Here is a 16152-nt window from a genome sequence, read left to right on the forward strand (position 1 = left end):
TATCGGAGGATTTCCAGTAAGTCTACACCCGTATCCAAATTGTGGATTATGCTTTGTCCACGTTAAAATACTTTGCTTCCGGGTGGCTGAATACCATGGCTGAAACAGAAGCTTCAGGCTCCATCATAAAGCCCTCAGTTAGATGAACCCCCATGTCTTCCGGTTTCATCAACTTGAACAAAGGCGCCTGATCCTCCAGATCCGGGCAAGCCGGATAACCGAAAGATACGCGAATTCCCTGGTATCTTGCCCCGAACCTTTTCTTCATTGTCATGTCAGCAGGGTCCGGAAATCCCCACGAATCCCGCATTATTTGATGAACACGCTCGGCAAGCGCCTCAGCCGTCTCAAGCGCTACAGCTTGCAGTGCGTGGGAACGAAGGTAGTCCCCATTTTCTTTCCATTCTGTGGAAAGCTTGCTCACACCATGTCCAGCCGTCACGACGAGGAAGCCGACATAATCCATGGCTCCACTTTCAACCGACCTTAAGAAGTCAGACAAGCAGAGATAAGGCTCAACCTGCTGTCTCGGGAAGCTGAAACGATGAAGAACCGTTGTCTTGTCCCCCGGATCATAAATTAGAATATCATTTCCTTCCGCTTGCGCAGGAAAGAAACGATACATAGCATGTGCTTGTATAATACCATTATCCACAGCTTCTTGTAGTATACCATCTACCGTTTCTTTTAGGGAAACAGCTTTGGGGTCCTGGTTTTGCAAAAGCTGCTCAACAGAACCTCGCAATCCCAGATGGTGTCCAAGCAGCATCTGCATATTAATGTATGGAAGAATATGAGCGATCGGATAATTTCGAATGATGTGACGCTCGAAATCCGGCGGGTCATAAACAGGTGTTTCGGAAGAAACTTTAGATCGTTTCACCCTTGTCTGCTCCGGCAAGCGTCTTTCAACCTTAGCCGCCGAAAATTCTGCTTCTTGTTCCCCTCTAATTTGATCCTCAATTTCCTTTCGCTGAACCGGATCACTGAGCTTGTTGGCAAGCTCCAAACCGTCCATGGCATCTTTGGCATACAATACCATGCCATCATATTCTGGCCGGATGCGCGTTCTCGTAAATTTTCGGGTCAATGCCGCACCGCCAACCATGATCGGCACATTGATGCCGGCTGTTTTCAGATCCTGCGCTGTAGAAACCATCTGTTGAGCGGATTTCACCAGAAGACCGGATAAACCGATGGCATCCGGCTTTTCGCGCCGATATGCCTCGATGATTTGCTCCGGTGGTACTTTTATACCCAAATTGACGATGTCATAACCATTGTTCGCCAGGATGATTTCAACAAGGTTTTTGCCGATATCATGAACATCGCCTTTTACGGTCGCAAGAATAATTTTTCCTTTAACCGAAGTTTCATTCTTCTCCATGAATTGCTCAAGATGGGCAACCGAAGCCTTCATCACTTCCGCACTCTGAAGAACCTCTGCCACAATCAACTCATTGTTATTGAACAGCCGGCCCACCTCTGACATTCCATCCATCAGCGGCCCGTTAATGATCTCAAGTGCACTGTATTTTTTCAATGCCTCATCCAGGTCCGGAATGAGACCTTCCTTGGAACCTTCCACAACATAGGAAGCGAGTCGTTCTTCCAAACTTAAATTTGATTTTACTTCCTTTTTCTCGACCTTCTTGTTTCGAAACGCTGCTACGAAAGCAGCAAGGGTCGATTCACTTGTTCGGTAGATCAAATCTTCAGCCAGGCGGCGCTCTTCCTCCGGGATCGATGCGTAACGCTCCAGTTTCTCTGTGTTTACAATAGCATAATCAAGACCTGCTTTTGTGCATTCATACAAAAATACCGAATTCAGCACTTCTCTGCCCGCTTCAGGAAGCCCGAATGAAACGTTGCTGACTCCAAGTATCGTATGACACTCCGGCATAGCTTCTTTGATCAAACGTATGCCTTCAATCGTTTCCTGCGCTGATCCGATATACTGCTCATCACCGGTACCGACCGGAAATACCAATGTATCAAAAATAATATCCTCCGACTTGATACCATATTTATTAACGAGCAGCTCATACGAACGGCGCGCAACCTGAAGTTTGTCCTTTCGATGAATCGCCTGACCGCTCTCATCAATCGTGCCAACAACGACAGCGGCCCCATATTTATGAATCAGCGGAGCTACTTTTTCAAATTTCTCCTCACCATCTTCAAGATTAATAGAATTGATGATCGCTTTTCCTTGTGAATATCGAAGTGCCAAATCAATGACTTCAGAATCGGTAGTGTCAATCATTAACGGCACCTTCACCTTTTTAACGACAAGCTCCAAAAATCGGATCATATCTTCCTTTTCGTCGCGATCCGGGTCCTGAACGCAAATATCGATGACATGCGCTCCGTTTTTTACTTGAGCACGTGCAATTTCGGATGCTTCTTCGTATTTGCCTTCCACAATAAGGCGTTTGAATTTACGGGAACCTAGGACGTTGGTTCGTTCTCCAACCATATAAGGACGGTTCTCCTGCTCAATATAGACAGGCTCAATACCCGATAACGCCGGAAGATGAGAGCCACCCAGCTTACGCGGCGGATATTGACTCATCACATCAGCTAAAGCACGAATATGGTCCGGAGTAGTTCCGCAGCAGCCTCCGGCAATGTTCAGCCATCCTTTTTCAGCAAAAGCACCCATCTTTTGGGCAAGCGAACCCGGCGATTCATGATAATGTCCATTCTCGTCAGGCAGACCTGCATTCGGGTAGCAGCTTACTGCCGCTTTAGACATATCTGACAAGGAACGGATATGATCCCTCATAAATTCCGGACCAGTAGCACAGTTCAAACCGATCGATATCGGTTCAATATGCTCCAAAGATATGTAAAAAGCTTCTATATTCTGCCCTGCCAACGTCGTACCCATCGGCTCAATCGTACCTGAAATCATAATGGGCAGTTTGATACCGGTTTGATCAAAAGCTTGACGTATACCAATTGTCCCGGCCTTTACATTGAGTGTATCCTGGGACGTTTCAAGAAGCAGTGCATCCACTCCGCCTTCGATTAAAGCGATCGCCTGTTCCTCATAGCTTTCAATCAGTTCCTGGAACGTAACTCCACCGGTAACCGAAAGCGTTTTAGTCGTAGGCCCCATGGCTCCTATAGCATAGCGCGGCTTTTCTGGAGTTGAATATTTAACAGCAGCGGCAACAGCCAGACGAGCTGCCTCCAAATTAATCTCCCTGGCGAGCTGAGGTATATCGTATTCAGCCAACACGACGGATGCCGCACCAAACGTATTGGTTTCAATCAGATCTGCCCCTGCCTCCAAATATTGTTCGTGTATAAATTGAATGACATCTGGACGCTTCAAGACCAGCATTTCGTTACAGCCATCCAATTCTTCTCCACCGAAATCCTGCGGCGAGAGGTTCTGCTGCTGTATCATAGTACCCATAGCACCATCAAGGATTAATATTCGTTCTTTCATTGCTTCCTGTAAACTAGGTTTACTCAATCTATACCCCTCCCCCGCAAAACGTTAAATCTTAGTGTACCAGAATATTTTTCAAAGGAAAAGAATGAAATCCGGGAAAATATGCGTCGTTTTGAGCTTTTTTCAAGCTTTTTCTCAGTACAAACCGGATTAACTAGCCTATTATACCAATTAATCACGTTGGAAAAAACGGATTAATGGCTGTCAGACAGCATTATTCATAATACGAACGAAAGAATTTTTAAAACGGATAATGTTCGGTCTTGAGTATACAGAGATGAGGACTGCCTAAATTGATAAATGATTTTGCTAAGCACAGGCTCCATGCCGCATACTTCGAATAAGATCTCTATTATAGATACAATGCCGGGAGTCAAAAATACGTTCAGACAACTCTTCCAACTAACGCGCTAGCTCAAAGCCTTAAGTCATCCAATAGACCAGGGTTCATTTTTTATGAGATTAAGAAGCTGTGTTGAACAAGCCTGCATATAAAAACAGCAGCTTGAGCCATCAATGGATGACTAACGCTGCTGTTTTTCATTCAATATACACTACCTGCCCGCGGATATACCTAAAATCCTATTTGGTAATTTTAAGTTCTTTGGATGGCATGGAGTGCTGTTCACGGGCAGTGACATGGGAAATAATCCGATACATTCCTGGCTCGGTAAACGTCTTCTCCAGCTCGTAATTTCCATCTTCACTATGCTGTACCGGCACCTTTTCCTTCATACCTCCATCTTCGCTTATGATTTCAAACTCAACACTGTCCGCGTCTTCGACAGGTTCACCGGAATGGGTAACCTTCGCCTGAATGATAACCTTCTCACCTATCGCAGCCGTTTCAGCATTTAGCGACAGTTCGACAGTAAGTGGACCTTCCATCGAGTTTTGATGTTTCGAATCATCTTTACTGTCGCCGCATGCCGCCAGGGCGATGGCCATCATGACCATTACAGAAATCAACGCATAACTTTTCTTTTTCAACATTATCCACCTACTTTTAAAAATCAGATAAAACAGCTTTTATGATTTTTTTCCTATTTCTGTAACCAACCAATATTATACATCTTTTACTGCGGAGTGAAATATGCATCCGCTTACAATTCTGTGACATTTCTCACACAAAAAAAAGAAACGTCCCAGCATCTCTTGTGAAAGATGAGGAACATTTCTTCAATAATAAATTATTTATAAATGATACACCATAATCTAACCTTCATGATAATGAAGACAAGATATCATGAAGCTGTGTCAAGTTTTGAATTTCGTAATCCGGCACAATGGTAGAATCTTTAGGACGGTCCGTCCGGTTGATCCACACGGTTGTCAGCCCCGCCGCATTGCCTCCCTTAATGTCTGTAGTTAACTTATCTCCCACCATTACAGCATGTTGGGGCTGAATATCAAGCAAGCCAAGAGCATGGGTAAAAATAGAGGCATCCGGCTTACCCTTTCCAAAGCTGCCCGATATAACGATATGATCAAAAAAAGGAATCAGCTCCGGAACTCCGTCCAATTTTTCCTGCTGCAGATCAGGAGAACCATTCGTCAGTAGCAGCAGCTTTACACGACCTTTTAGCTCTTTCAACACATCGAATGTTTCATCATACACATACGGACGCGTTCTTCGTTCAGCAGCAAAGCGTTCTGCCAGTTCTTCTGCCAGTTCATCATTCTCCACTTCAAGAGAGTTCAGCCCTTTGCGCCACGATTCTTTACGATAAACGGGCGCAAGCTCCTGAAGACGTCGAAACTCCGGCTGATCGCCTGCTGTAAAATTCGCCCACAGGCCTTCGAAAGGGTTGATCCCGATCATTTGTGTAAATGCAAATGTGTCGTAGGACTCATACAGTGCTCGCGCTTCACGTCTTACAGCTGATTGCAAGGCAACGGCATCAATGCCGGCGATTTCAGCTGCAGCCTGACAGGTCACTTCGAATGCTTCCTCTACACTTCTTTCGTCCCATAATAAAGTATCATCAAGGTCAAACAACACCGCAGATACAGACATCTCTCCATCTCCCTCTCTGTAAGCCGGATAAAAAAGCCGGCATATCTATTATTCGCGCTCTACAGGAATTTGATTGACCTTTGCAAATTGCTCAAGTCTTTCCCCCATAGCATCGGTATCATAACGGTTAATCAGTCGTGAAAACACCCAGTTTCCGCCACGCCCTTTATTTTCGATCACTACAGAACCTTTCAAAATTCTAATTTTCGAAATTTCCGATGCCATCAGATTTCGTTCACGATTATATTTCATCGTCGATACCGTGCTGCGTCCCACTTTCAAATAAGGCTTGCGCAAAAAGATCATTAAAGCTAGCAAAATATATAAGCCAACTCCAAACCAGGTTATGGTCTGACTGCCCTCGGTCACTCCTGGAGTCAAGACCCCAAGCATTGCATAAAGCGCGCCTAGTGCAATCAGGACAAATGGCAGTACGTATTTACGGCCCTTGAACACATCTCCATCACTGGTTGGTGTAGTGCCTGTTCCAAGCACCGGCTGTCCCTGCTTCTTACGCTGTTTGTTAAGCTGGGACATATTCTTGCTGACTTTTCTTTCCCATGAACGAGACATGAGTCTCCCCCTCTTCGCTGAACTTCAATTTTTATAAGATCACTTATCCGGTAAGCAAATGTGTAAATGGGCAATGCCTAATGTTTCAAACCTGTACCGTTCTGGTCATCATCAACCCATTCAATTGAATCCAATTGCTGCCGGAAATTTTTACGGAAATTATTAAGATAGGCTTTACGAAGCTCGGAGCGCTCTTTCAGTTCCTCCTTCGTTAACCCTTCATTTTTGTTCTTTCTAGCCAGAACGTTTATGCGTTCTACCAAAGCATCAATATCCATTACTTCGCCTCCAATAAAAAATTCACTACTAACTTAGTCACGCAAGAAGAAACGCCATCGGCACCGATTTAAAAAAAGGCGCGGCGTTTCTCGAGAATATAAGCCAAGTATACAATATGAAATTTATACTTCCTTATATTTTCAAAGGAACTTGTCAAAAAGTTCTCTCCTAAACTAAGCTCGTTCATACGATTCTTCATATTATATCATTAATTTAAAAGATAATAAATTCCCGAAAGAAGTGCTTACTGTTCTTACCAAAGAGGGAGTGACAGTACATCTCCGGCCTGAATGTCCAATCCCTTCAGCTCATTAGCTTCCCTGATCGAACTGATATATACCCTAGTGTCCATCTTCTCTGGCTTGTGGGCAACTGCAATGCTCCAAAGCGAATCACCAGGCTGAATAATAACGTTCTTCTCTGCCCTAGGTTCTTCCACTTCACCTGCAAAAACTGAAAAAGCACCTGTGCATCCCAAAACAACAATCATCAAAATAAGCAGAGATTTACCTGCTCGTGTCTGAATTCCATCTATTATACGATGCCATAAAGAAACTTGGTTGTGTGTCTCTTCTTGAAGCGGTTCTTCGTAAATACTGCGGTATGTAGTATATCTCAACATCATCACCATCTCCCAAACAAGTGTTCTGTTACGAAAATAATATAACACGAACATTTGTTTGTTTCAATAGTTTTTGCGAACGGTTGTTCGTGATGTTTAGAACTTATGTTTGTGCGAACGGAGGTTCTATGTTATAATTTTTCCAAAAGTTATTAAATGGGGTTGATACGGAATGTCGAAGATATCCAGCCGCCAGCAGGCGATTTTGGAATTTATCCGCAATGAAGTTCGAAGCAAGGGCTACCCGCCTTCTGTGCGAGAAATCGGTGAAGCTGTCGGACTGGCTTCCAGCTCAACAGTACATGGTCATCTGGATCGTTTGGAAAAGAAAGGCCTCATTCGTCGTGACCCTACGAAGCCGAGAGCGATCGAGCTTCTCGGACAAGAAGAATCGGAGAACAGCAATTTATTTACACATACCATTTCGAGAGTTCCTGTCGTTGGAAAAGTTACTGCCGGTGTTCCGATCACAGCTACTGAGAATATCGAAGACTATTTCCCGCTCCCGCAGCATTTTGTAGGGGACAGCAAAGTCTTTATGCTAACTGTTATAGGGGACAGTATGGTTGAAGCAGGAATTTATAATGGGGACTACGTAATTGTGCGTCAGCAGCAAACCGCAGACAACGGTGACATCGTCGTAGCTATGACAGAAGAAGATGAAGCCACTGTTAAAACTTTTTATAAAGAGAAAGATCACATCCGCCTCCAGCCAGAGAACCCGATGTATGAACCTCTTCGTTTAAACCATGTCACCATACTGGGGAAAGTCATTGGTGTATTTAGAGATATTCATTAAGAATTGTCTCGTCTCAGAATAAAGGTTATCGTCTTGTATTTATTGAACAAGAGGTAACCTTTTTTTATCTGGTAGTTTGCAGGAAAGTACTCTTAGGGAGAAGGAAAAACAAAAGTCGATACTTTATTACATTGCATGGAACTAAAGGAGAAATTATGAAACTTTAATTTTTTTAATTCGTATATATAAGGATATAGAAATTAGTATAACTGATGTTATAACGAATGAATACATGTTAAAATTTTATATAAAATATAAATAAAGGAGGTGTCAAATATGCCTACAGATGTTATTACCTTCGTAGCTATAGTTTCCATTGTTATTTGGATTGCGGCGACCAGAGAGCTTGTAAAATCTTCAAAAGAGAAGGACGGACGGAAAATAATCACTTTAATGTCTGCTGGTTCCTTATCGACACTAATAATCACCATTTCACTTTTTCAAAATATCCAATTCTAAAAATTATGGTATATAGCAAACTAATGCATAGAGGAGTGTGTGTCGGAAGTTTTTGTAAACCTCCACAATCAAGTGCGTTAGTAGGACAGGAATAGAGGAAACCTTATTATAATGGGTTTCCTTTTATTTTTCGCAAATTATCAACATCAAATTTTAACAGAGCCATATTTTAAGAACCACAGGAACGTGACAGGCATCGAAGTTTCGTCTGCGCTAAGGAAGGGTGGCAAAAAAGTGTGGTCAGCGAGTATGAAGTGCAGGAAATCAATGGTCCCTCGGGATCGGCTGGGTAAGTTGGTTGTACAGAAGCATCAGAACAAGTGGAAATGTAGGGCCTGATTTAAAGGAAGTGATTCAGCGTTCAGACTAATCTTTTTTCTTGACTCCTTTTACGATAAGAAAAAGCAGTGAAGCCCAGAATAACATTTCTGCTATATTTACAAATAATTTGATACCTTCACCCTGATCTTTGATGCCAAACAAAATATGAATTAATGACACGAAGCCTGAAATGACCAATATAATAAACGAAATTAAATACATGACGATCTCCTTATTTTAACTTTAAATATATTTTGAGTACCACAGGAACGTGACAGGCATCAAAGTCTCGTATGCTCTAAGGAGGGGCGGAAAAAAGCACCTACACCTCTTTGGCCAAGGAGCCTGTAAAAGGCTGTTTCTACGGAAATTATTGAAAAAAGTAAATCAGGCGATTGGGAGATTACCGTAACGTCAGGAAAACCTGTACCGAGAAGTTGGTTTCCAGAGTCATTGGTAGGTATAAAAATCTTATGCTTAGCTTCTGGCGGAGGTCAACAAGGTCCAATATTAGCAGCGGCAGGAGCTGATGTTACTGTTACCGACATTTCCAAAAAACAATTGGAACAGGATGCATTTGTCGCAAAACGAGATGAATTGAATTTAACAACGGTTCAAGGTGATATGTCTGATCTCTCTAATTTTGCAGATGGAGAATTTGATATGGTTATAAATCCTGTTTCAAATCTTTTTGTAAAAGATGTTCGTCCTGTATGGAAAGAAATATCACGAGTGTTAAAAGATAAAGGAGTTCTTATTTCTGGCTTTACAAACCCACTCCTATTTATTTTTGATGATGAAGAAGATATGAAGGGAAACTTAGTGGTTAAAAACTCTATTCCGTCATCATCCATGGATAACCTGACAGAAAAAGAGATTGAAGAATTTATGAAATCAAATAAAACAATTGAATTTGGACATACATTAGAGGACCAAATTCAAGGACAGTTTGACGCAGGATTTATAGTCAATGGCCTATATGAAGATGATTTTGGTGGCAGTAGACCGTTAGATAAATATATAAAATGTTTTATTGCGACAAAAGCTATCAAGATTAATATTGATAAAATCATGTAGGTAACGCAATTTTGTGTCGCCATTTTCACAGAACTAACAGTGTCGTTGTTGAAGTGAAAGGACAAATTATATGACTAATATGTTATATTCTTTAATTTATCTCTTTCAATTTTGGTCTTGAGAAAGCATATTATCTCTCCCTTTTATTCAACAATCGCCACCATTACTTTAAGCATATGAATTAACTATTTTTATACCAAAGGCTAGCCATCTTCCATCTATGTCTTCAACTACAAATTCTTTATTATTGTAATCCGTATTATCTAATGAACGGACTATTTTAACATTAGAGTTGAGGAACTCTTCTTGAAGTTCTTCTTGGTTTTTTGTGATAAGTAAGCATCATATCCATAGCCATATAATTCCCTATTCGGAATTACTTTTTGTCCGTTGGTTTTCGTTAAAATAATTTCTGTTTTATCTCGATACAAACAAATATGAGGTTCATTCGCGTCCATATATTGAACAGCTTTAAATCCCATTTTGTGTTTGTAAAAATTAGCGATTTTTATAATATCCGGTGTTGGGAAAATACAGTGTGACTCTAATAAATGGTATTTCATTTTGATTTCTCCTTATAAAATTTAGGGTCAGACTTTAATTTCTAAATTCTTCTTCAACTTTGTTCGTTGGTGGAGCAATCTACGAGCTTTTTAATCATTTACCTTAATATAACATCCCATAATCTAAAGGGCTATCTTGCTCAACAAAAGATAAAACCCTTCATCGCCAAACTCTTCAATCCCTCGGTAATCTGAGATTTTGAGCACACGCTTCACAGCTCTATCAACCACATCTCCGGCATTTTGCGTATGCATAAGATAGTTGACCAAAACGCATAATCACTTCGCTCATGATCAGGAAGCATCCACACCACTTCCCTTAGACAATCTCCAGGACAAAATATTCTCTTCATTAAATATTCGTAGTGCGTTCGATTTTAGACACTTTGCCTTTACTCGCCCATTTTTTACTCCAAGTACTTCGATTTTTCTTTGTGTTATTTTTCCTTTACGATCTTCGTAAATGATTTCGATGATTTTCCCGATGTATTTATGCATTATGTTCACCTCCATAAATATAGGAACGTTCGTTTGTATTATATGCGAACACTCGTTCTTTTATCAATAGTAAAAAGAACGGGGAACTAACGACGGTACGCTCAAAAGGCCCTGTTATGATTCGCTTACTGTATAACGAGATATTACAAGGCATTCCAGACAGAAACATCAGAGGAAGATGATAGACAACTCAATCTTGACTATACATGGCGGTATCCTGTTATACAAAAAGCACCTTAGCTACTTGGCCAAGATGCTCACACATAATAATTACTCTATAACTTCAATTTTCGTAGCTTCTCCTTGAATTGGATTACTTCCTCGTATTGTCCAGTAGTCCATACTATCACCTTATCTCCTGCTTTGAGAGTATGGTCAACTCTCTTTGTTATAAGCTTATATACATTTTTAAATCTGTATTAGATGCAACAGTAATTGTGGGCATATGGGGAGCAGAATCTTCGAAATAACCCTTCCCTTGTTTGTTCAATGTCCACTAATAGTGATCTACCAGTGTTATGAAAAGTAGTTCATATTATAAGTTATTTTATATATGCTGATGTCGTCTGTGTACGTTATCCAAAAATCAGCAATCTTATCATTAACCATTTGAAACCTTAGTGCGGCAGGTGTTTCAGCGACTTTCTTTAAATTTGGACCTGTACTAATATTGAACTTTTTGAATACTTCCTCTTCATTGCCTTCTTCAAACTTCCCACCATAATAAGTAAAACGAACAACCTCATTATCGATTATCATGAATTCATAAGTGTTATTCTCATACGAATAGTATTTTGTTTTATAGGACCTTGTTTCTGATAATTTAAAGTTGGCATCTTCAATTAATTCTGGTTCACCCATTATGGAAACAAGTTCATCGGGTGATATCTTGCTAAATTTATTCGCATCTATTATCATGCTGTCATCTTTCTCTTCATTCATGGTAACTGTATTCGTTATTGCCTTAGTTTCGTTGGCATCTATTGCTATCCCAGCTATCAAAAACACTATTGATAATAAAAACAAAAAAGATGCAATCTTAGCTTTATGACTTGAACCTTTTTTAGAAACTTTAGCAATTGCCCATAAAACAAACATGATAATTGCCCCTGCAAGGGAAAATAACCAAAGAGTCATTATAAAATAAAACACTCGAATCCCCCTAACGGAAAATAATTACTATTATCGTACCATTACTAGGAATATACGGTCTATGGATATTTTAATTCCATCAATTAAATACATTTGTGGTAACAATCAACACGCCCATTCTGAGTCGAGTTTCTTTTCTTATATCAAGGGGAATACACATTGACCGTTATTACGTATAGTTAAATATTCCCATTTTTGATAAACTGTCTGTAATACTTTAGATATGGGGGGGATAGTTTTGTCGCAGTTTATGAAATTAGTTGGGGGCATTATATTTGGTGGGGGTATAATTCTAGGTATTGTTTTCGGTCTACAAGAAAGCGAAGTAGCTAAGTTACTCAAAATCGAAGAAGGCTTTCGATGGATGATTGCTCTGACTTGGTGGATCGGCGGTATCATTTCGGGATCAATATTTTTTACAATCGGTTCTATACTTGAAATTGTTCAAGAAAACAGCGCCAGGCTTAAAGAGCTACTACATAGATCAGAACCTACCATTACAGGTGGTTCAATCGGTAATACCAAGTCCGATTTGAGCAGCCTGAAAGGTTATACAATGAAGAAAGTACAAGATTAAAATATTAAATAAAAGAAATAAAACTATACAGAAAACAAGCAGATTACAATCAAGTATAATAACGGTGAAATACTAAGAGGTATTCCTGAGACTTACACAGATTGAATAAATAAGTGCTCCATTGATGCTTTTGCGATTATCGATTAACCGCCTTAGAATTGGCGGGTTTATTTTCCAATATAAAATCCAATAATCTAAAAATCCATCCTGTTGCTCCTTTGGTTTTGGTACATCCTCACCGTTTTTCATGACGACAATGCTTTGCACATCGGACTCATTTTGCCAGAGGATTGTACCCCTCTATCTCCAAACTCTTCAATCCTTGAATAATCTCAGCTCGTGACCGACCTGTCATTTGCTCAATTAGATAAATGATGGAATCTTCCGCCGGTGTTTAGGGTAGTTGACGAGTATCCGCAGCAGCTTACGTTCACGATCTGGTAGCACTGCAACCACTATAAAACAAATTTTTCTTGAAAGCTTAATCATCATACCTCCCTCTGAAGGCAAGAGCTTTTGTTTGTACTGTAATAGCAAGGTTCAGGAGCTCATATATACAGTAATTCATCCGATATATTGTAATATAGGTATCAACTTATATGAAAAAAGGGGATGGGATTATATCTAAAGAGCTATAAACTGCAATAAATAATAAGAAAATGGATACATACGGAATTATCAACTATCTCTTAGACAGAAAGGATGTACTAAATATGAAAAAAGTAATACCTACTTTACTAGCTTTTTTATTATTTTTTAGTTTTAACCAGAGTGTCTTTGCTACTTCTATAGGAAAAAGCCTCCCACTTCCCGAGGAAGGTTGGATAAGATTTGATGACACAGCACCTGAACTGGTTTATTCACTTGATCAATGGGTACCAATAGATAATTCAGGGACTGATTACAACAGAACTGTTCTTGGTGCAAAACATAAGAAAAAAAGTGAAATTAAATTTAAGTTTGAAGGAACAAAAATTCGATTAATAATTAATTCTTCAAACTCTTATACGAGTAAAGTCGGAGTTAGTATTGATGGAGTGACAGAATATTTCTCTGCTCGTAATGAAACTGGGTGGAAACATAATATTCTTAGCTATGAAAAAACAGGACTTGATGTTGGCTTACATGAAATAGTAATTTGGACAGAAGAACCATCCCCAAATGTTGTAGTCTATGACTATCGATTAGATGCAATAGACGTTGATGGAAAATTAGTTGATTACGAAACTGAAGTGCCAACAGCTCCAATAGAAAAACCTGAACAGCCACCTGTTGATCCAGTGCCGCAACCTTCCGGTGATCGAGCAATACTTGTGATTACATATATCACAGGTCTAGAAAAAGAATATGACCTTTCCATGGATGAGGTAAATAGTTTTATAGATTGGTATGATAATAAGGATGTAGGAATAGGTCCATCAAAATTCGCAATCAATAAGCACAACAATAATAAAGGACCATTCAAGAGACGAACTGATTATGTAATCTTTAATAATATCCTTACTTTTGAAGTGAACGAGTACTCACTGTGAAAAATAAAACAGCAAACAGACCTACCAGCACATATACCTTCGCTAGCGTTGCAATGGATGAAACAAGTGCATCAACACCAAACTTATTCATCATATCATTTCTCCGTGGACCTAGTTAGTAACACTTGAACAATATGGATGAATTCGAGAATCATTTCAAAAAAATTTTCGAATAAAATGTGGGTGTTTTGTGAGTGCCACACTCTCCCGACACCCCCGCTTCATTTCACCCAAAAAAACAAAAACCCCCAGCGCCTAGAGCGCCAAGGGTTTCAGGTATTAATACATCGTGAGGTATTGGTCACGTTCCCATTGATGAACTTGTGTGCGGTACATATCCCATTCGATCTCTTTCAGCTCGAAAAAGTGGGCCAGTGCATGATCGCCCAGTGCATCACAGATGACTTCATCGCGAAGCAGTTCATTCACGGCTTCCTTCAGATTGGCAGGCAAACTCGGAATCCCTTCTTCAATTCGCTCTTCATCCGACATCACATAGATGTTGCGATCGATCGGAGCTGGCAGTGGCAGTTTACGCTTAATTCCGTCCAGTCCTGCTTTAAGCATGACAGCCAAGGCCAGATAAGGGTTCGCAGCCGGGTCCGGGTTACGAACTTCAACACGAGTGCTTAGACCGCGAGAAGCCGGGATACGAATCATCGGACTTCGGTTGCTTGCAGACCAAGCGACATAACATGGAGCTTCATAGCCCGGAACAAGACGCTTATACGAGTTTACGGTAGGATTCGTAATCGCTGCAAAAGCCCGTGCATGCTTCAGCTGCCCAGCCATGAAATGACGCGCATTTTCGCTAAGGCCCAGCTCATCATTTTCATCAACAAACATATTTTCCTTGCCATTAAAGAGCGACATATTACAGTGCATCCCTGAACCGTTTACGCCAAACAGCGGTTTAGGCATAAATGTAGCGATCAAACCGTGCTGACGTGCAATGGTTTTAACAACAAGCTTGAAGGTTTGGATTTGGTCCGCTGCTTTCACAGCATTCGCATATTTGAAATCGATCTCGTGCTGTCCTGGAGCTACTTCATGGTGGGACGCTTCAATTTCAAATCCCATCTCTTCCAAAGTAAGCACGATATCGCGGCGGCAGTTCTCACCAAGGTCCGTAGGAGCAAGATCAAAATAACCGCCCTGGTCATTCAGCTCCATGGTCGGATTGCCTTTTTCATCTGTCTTGAACAGGAAAAACTCCGGCTCCGGTCCTACATTCATCGCTGTAAAACCCATTTCTGCCGCTTCTTTCAAACTTCTCTTCAATATCCCGCGTGGATCGCCTGCGAACGGATGACCGTCCGTCGTGTAAATGTCACAGATGAGACGCGCTACACGATCTTGAGAAACCCAAGGGAAAATAACCCAGGTTTCGAGATCCGGATAAAGATACATATCGGACTCTTCGATCCGTACATAGCCTTCAATAGAAGAACCGTCAAACATCATTTTGTTATCCAAAGCTTTCGGCAGCTGACTTACGGGAATCTCTACGTTCTTTATCGTTCCCAGCAAGTCGGTAAACTGCAGTCGGATAAACCTAACGTTTTCCTCTTTGGCAATGCGCAGAATATCTTCTTTAGAATAACTCAATTTAATCCTCTCCCTCACTAGCCTGTATATATTTATATTTTATCAAGAAGAAACGCCTTCGCGTTTATGACGTCAGCGTTTCTTCGAGAAATATGGAGTCAAGTATGCACTGAAATAAACACGATCTTATTGTTTAAAAAATCGGGATAGTTCTCCTTGAATCAACGACACTTGTCCCGGTCTGTTCCCCACAAGCAACTCTTGTTTTAATAAACGCCGGAGCTGCGATTCCGACATTTCTTTACGTCTGCTCTCAGTATCCGGTGTAATGACGGTTGCCTCTTCCGATTCCTTCGTTACCGGGTTCATCACCTGCTTAATCCCTGCAATATTAACGCCCTTCTCAATCAATGCTTTAATCTCAAGCAGTCGTTCCACATCATTAAAAGAAAATAGGCGCTGGTTGCCTGACGTTCGGGCAGGTACGATCAAACTATGCTGCTCGTAATAACGTATTTGCCTGGCGGACAAATCGGTGAGCTTCATGACTATTCCAATGGGGAATAAAGCCATATTCCTCCGGATTTCATCACCCATGACTCATCAACCTTCCAAGTGATCTTTTCTGTTACATTGTATATTTCCTGCTTTACCGTGTCAATCCCATGT

Annotated in this window: 17 protein-coding genes; 5 read left to right on the forward strand and 12 right to left on the reverse strand. The window is 40.8% G+C overall.

Annotated elements, in window-relative coordinates; all coding sequences use genetic code 11:
- Window positions 1-46: 46 nt before the first annotated feature.
- The 6 genes from metH to C8268_RS11455 form a co-directional block, all read right to left on the reverse strand.
- Window positions 47-3487, reverse strand: a complete 3441-nt coding sequence (metH, locus tag C8268_RS11430; RefSeq protein WP_106767773.1) for a methionine synthase — start codon at window positions 3485-3487, stop codon at window positions 47-49.
- Window positions 3488-4048: 561 nt separating this feature from the next.
- Window positions 4049-4459, reverse strand: coding sequence for a FixH family protein (locus C8268_RS11435; RefSeq protein ID WP_420094244.1), 411 nt, complete (start codon window positions 4457-4459; stop codon window positions 4049-4051).
- A gap of 229 nt (window positions 4460-4688) precedes the next feature.
- Complete coding sequence (locus tag C8268_RS11440) at window positions 4689-5483, reverse strand: HAD family hydrolase (RefSeq protein WP_106767775.1); 795 nt, start codon at window positions 5481-5483, stop codon at window positions 4689-4691.
- A gap of 48 nt (window positions 5484-5531) precedes the next feature.
- On the reverse strand, window positions 5532-6056 hold the full coding sequence (locus tag C8268_RS11445) for a hypothetical protein (protein WP_106767776.1): 525 nt from the start codon (window positions 6054-6056) through the stop codon (window positions 5532-5534).
- Window positions 6057-6133: 77 nt separating this feature from the next.
- The gene (locus tag C8268_RS11450) at window positions 6134-6334 is read right to left on the reverse strand and encodes a DUF896 domain-containing protein (protein ID WP_106767777.1); all 201 of its coding nucleotides are present in this window, start codon (window positions 6332-6334) and stop codon (window positions 6134-6136) included.
- 254 nt (window positions 6335-6588) lie between these two features.
- Window positions 6589-6960 (reverse strand): LysM peptidoglycan-binding domain-containing protein, encoded by a 372-nt coding sequence (locus C8268_RS11455; RefSeq protein WP_234032762.1) that lies wholly within the window; start codon window positions 6958-6960, stop codon window positions 6589-6591.
- 169 nt (window positions 6961-7129) lie between these two features.
- On the opposite strand from C8268_RS11455, the gene lexA reads away from it, so the two are divergent.
- Together lexA and C8268_RS11465 are read left to right on the forward strand one after the other, a co-directional pair.
- Window positions 7130-7756: a transcriptional repressor LexA gene (gene lexA / locus C8268_RS11460; protein WP_106767779.1), complete on the forward strand. Its 627-nt coding sequence runs from the start codon at window positions 7130-7132 to the stop codon at window positions 7754-7756.
- Between the two features lie 276 nt (window positions 7757-8032).
- Window positions 8033-8215, forward strand: coding sequence for a hypothetical protein (locus C8268_RS11465; RefSeq protein ID WP_106767780.1), 183 nt, complete (start codon window positions 8033-8035; stop codon window positions 8213-8215).
- 366 nt (window positions 8216-8581) lie between these two features.
- Here the strand turns inward: C8268_RS11465 and C8268_RS22710 are convergent, their stop codons facing one another.
- On the reverse strand, window positions 8582-8758 hold the full coding sequence (locus tag C8268_RS22710) for a hypothetical protein (RefSeq protein WP_158702724.1): 177 nt from the start codon (window positions 8756-8758) through the stop codon (window positions 8582-8584).
- 147 nt (window positions 8759-8905) lie between these two features.
- Here C8268_RS22710 and C8268_RS11475 point away from each other — a divergent pair, with 147 nt between their 5' ends.
- Window positions 8906-9613 (forward strand): class I SAM-dependent methyltransferase, encoded by a 708-nt coding sequence (locus tag C8268_RS11475; protein WP_106767782.1) that lies wholly within the window; start codon window positions 8906-8908, stop codon window positions 9611-9613.
- A 275-nt stretch (window positions 9614-9888) separates the two neighbouring features.
- On the opposite strand, the gene C8268_RS11480 is transcribed toward C8268_RS11475, so the two are convergent.
- From C8268_RS11480 to C8268_RS11490, 3 genes are all read right to left on the reverse strand, one after another.
- On the reverse strand, window positions 9889-10176 hold the full coding sequence (locus C8268_RS11480; protein ID WP_337441792.1) for a hypothetical protein: 288 nt from the start codon (window positions 10174-10176) through the stop codon (window positions 9889-9891).
- Between the two features lie 294 nt (window positions 10177-10470).
- On the reverse strand, window positions 10471-10674 hold the full coding sequence (locus C8268_RS11485) for a hypothetical protein (RefSeq protein WP_199794841.1): 204 nt from the start codon (window positions 10672-10674) through the stop codon (window positions 10471-10473).
- 516 nt (window positions 10675-11190) lie between these two features.
- Window positions 11191-11826 (reverse strand): hypothetical protein, encoded by a 636-nt coding sequence (locus tag C8268_RS11490; protein ID WP_106767783.1) that lies wholly within the window; start codon window positions 11824-11826, stop codon window positions 11191-11193.
- A gap of 238 nt (window positions 11827-12064) precedes the next feature.
- Here C8268_RS11490 and C8268_RS11495 point away from each other — a divergent pair, with 238 nt between their 5' ends.
- Window positions 12065-12403: a hypothetical protein gene (locus tag C8268_RS11495; RefSeq protein ID WP_106767784.1), complete on the forward strand. Its 339-nt coding sequence runs from the start codon at window positions 12065-12067 to the stop codon at window positions 12401-12403.
- A 713-nt stretch (window positions 12404-13116) separates the two neighbouring features.
- A complete protein-coding gene (locus tag C8268_RS11505; protein WP_106767785.1) occupies window positions 13117-13935 on the forward strand; it encodes a bacterial surface protein in 819 nt (272 codons plus the stop codon).
- Window positions 13936-14214: 279 nt separating this feature from the next.
- Here the strand turns inward: C8268_RS11505 and glnA are convergent, their stop codons facing one another.
- Together glnA and C8268_RS11515 are read right to left on the reverse strand one after the other, a co-directional pair.
- Window positions 14215-15543, reverse strand: a complete 1329-nt coding sequence (glnA, locus tag C8268_RS11510) for a type I glutamate--ammonia ligase (protein WP_106767786.1) — start codon at window positions 15541-15543, stop codon at window positions 14215-14217.
- A gap of 126 nt (window positions 15544-15669) precedes the next feature.
- Complete coding sequence (locus C8268_RS11515; RefSeq protein ID WP_106767787.1) at window positions 15670-16080, reverse strand: MerR family transcriptional regulator; 411 nt, start codon at window positions 16078-16080, stop codon at window positions 15670-15672.
- Window positions 16081-16152 lie beyond the last annotated feature (72 nt).

It is taken from the genome of Paenibacillus faecalis (assembly GCF_900289175.1).
Taxonomy (GTDB): domain Bacteria; phylum Bacillota; class Bacilli; order Paenibacillales; family Paenibacillaceae; genus Paenibacillus_AQ; species Paenibacillus_AQ faecalis.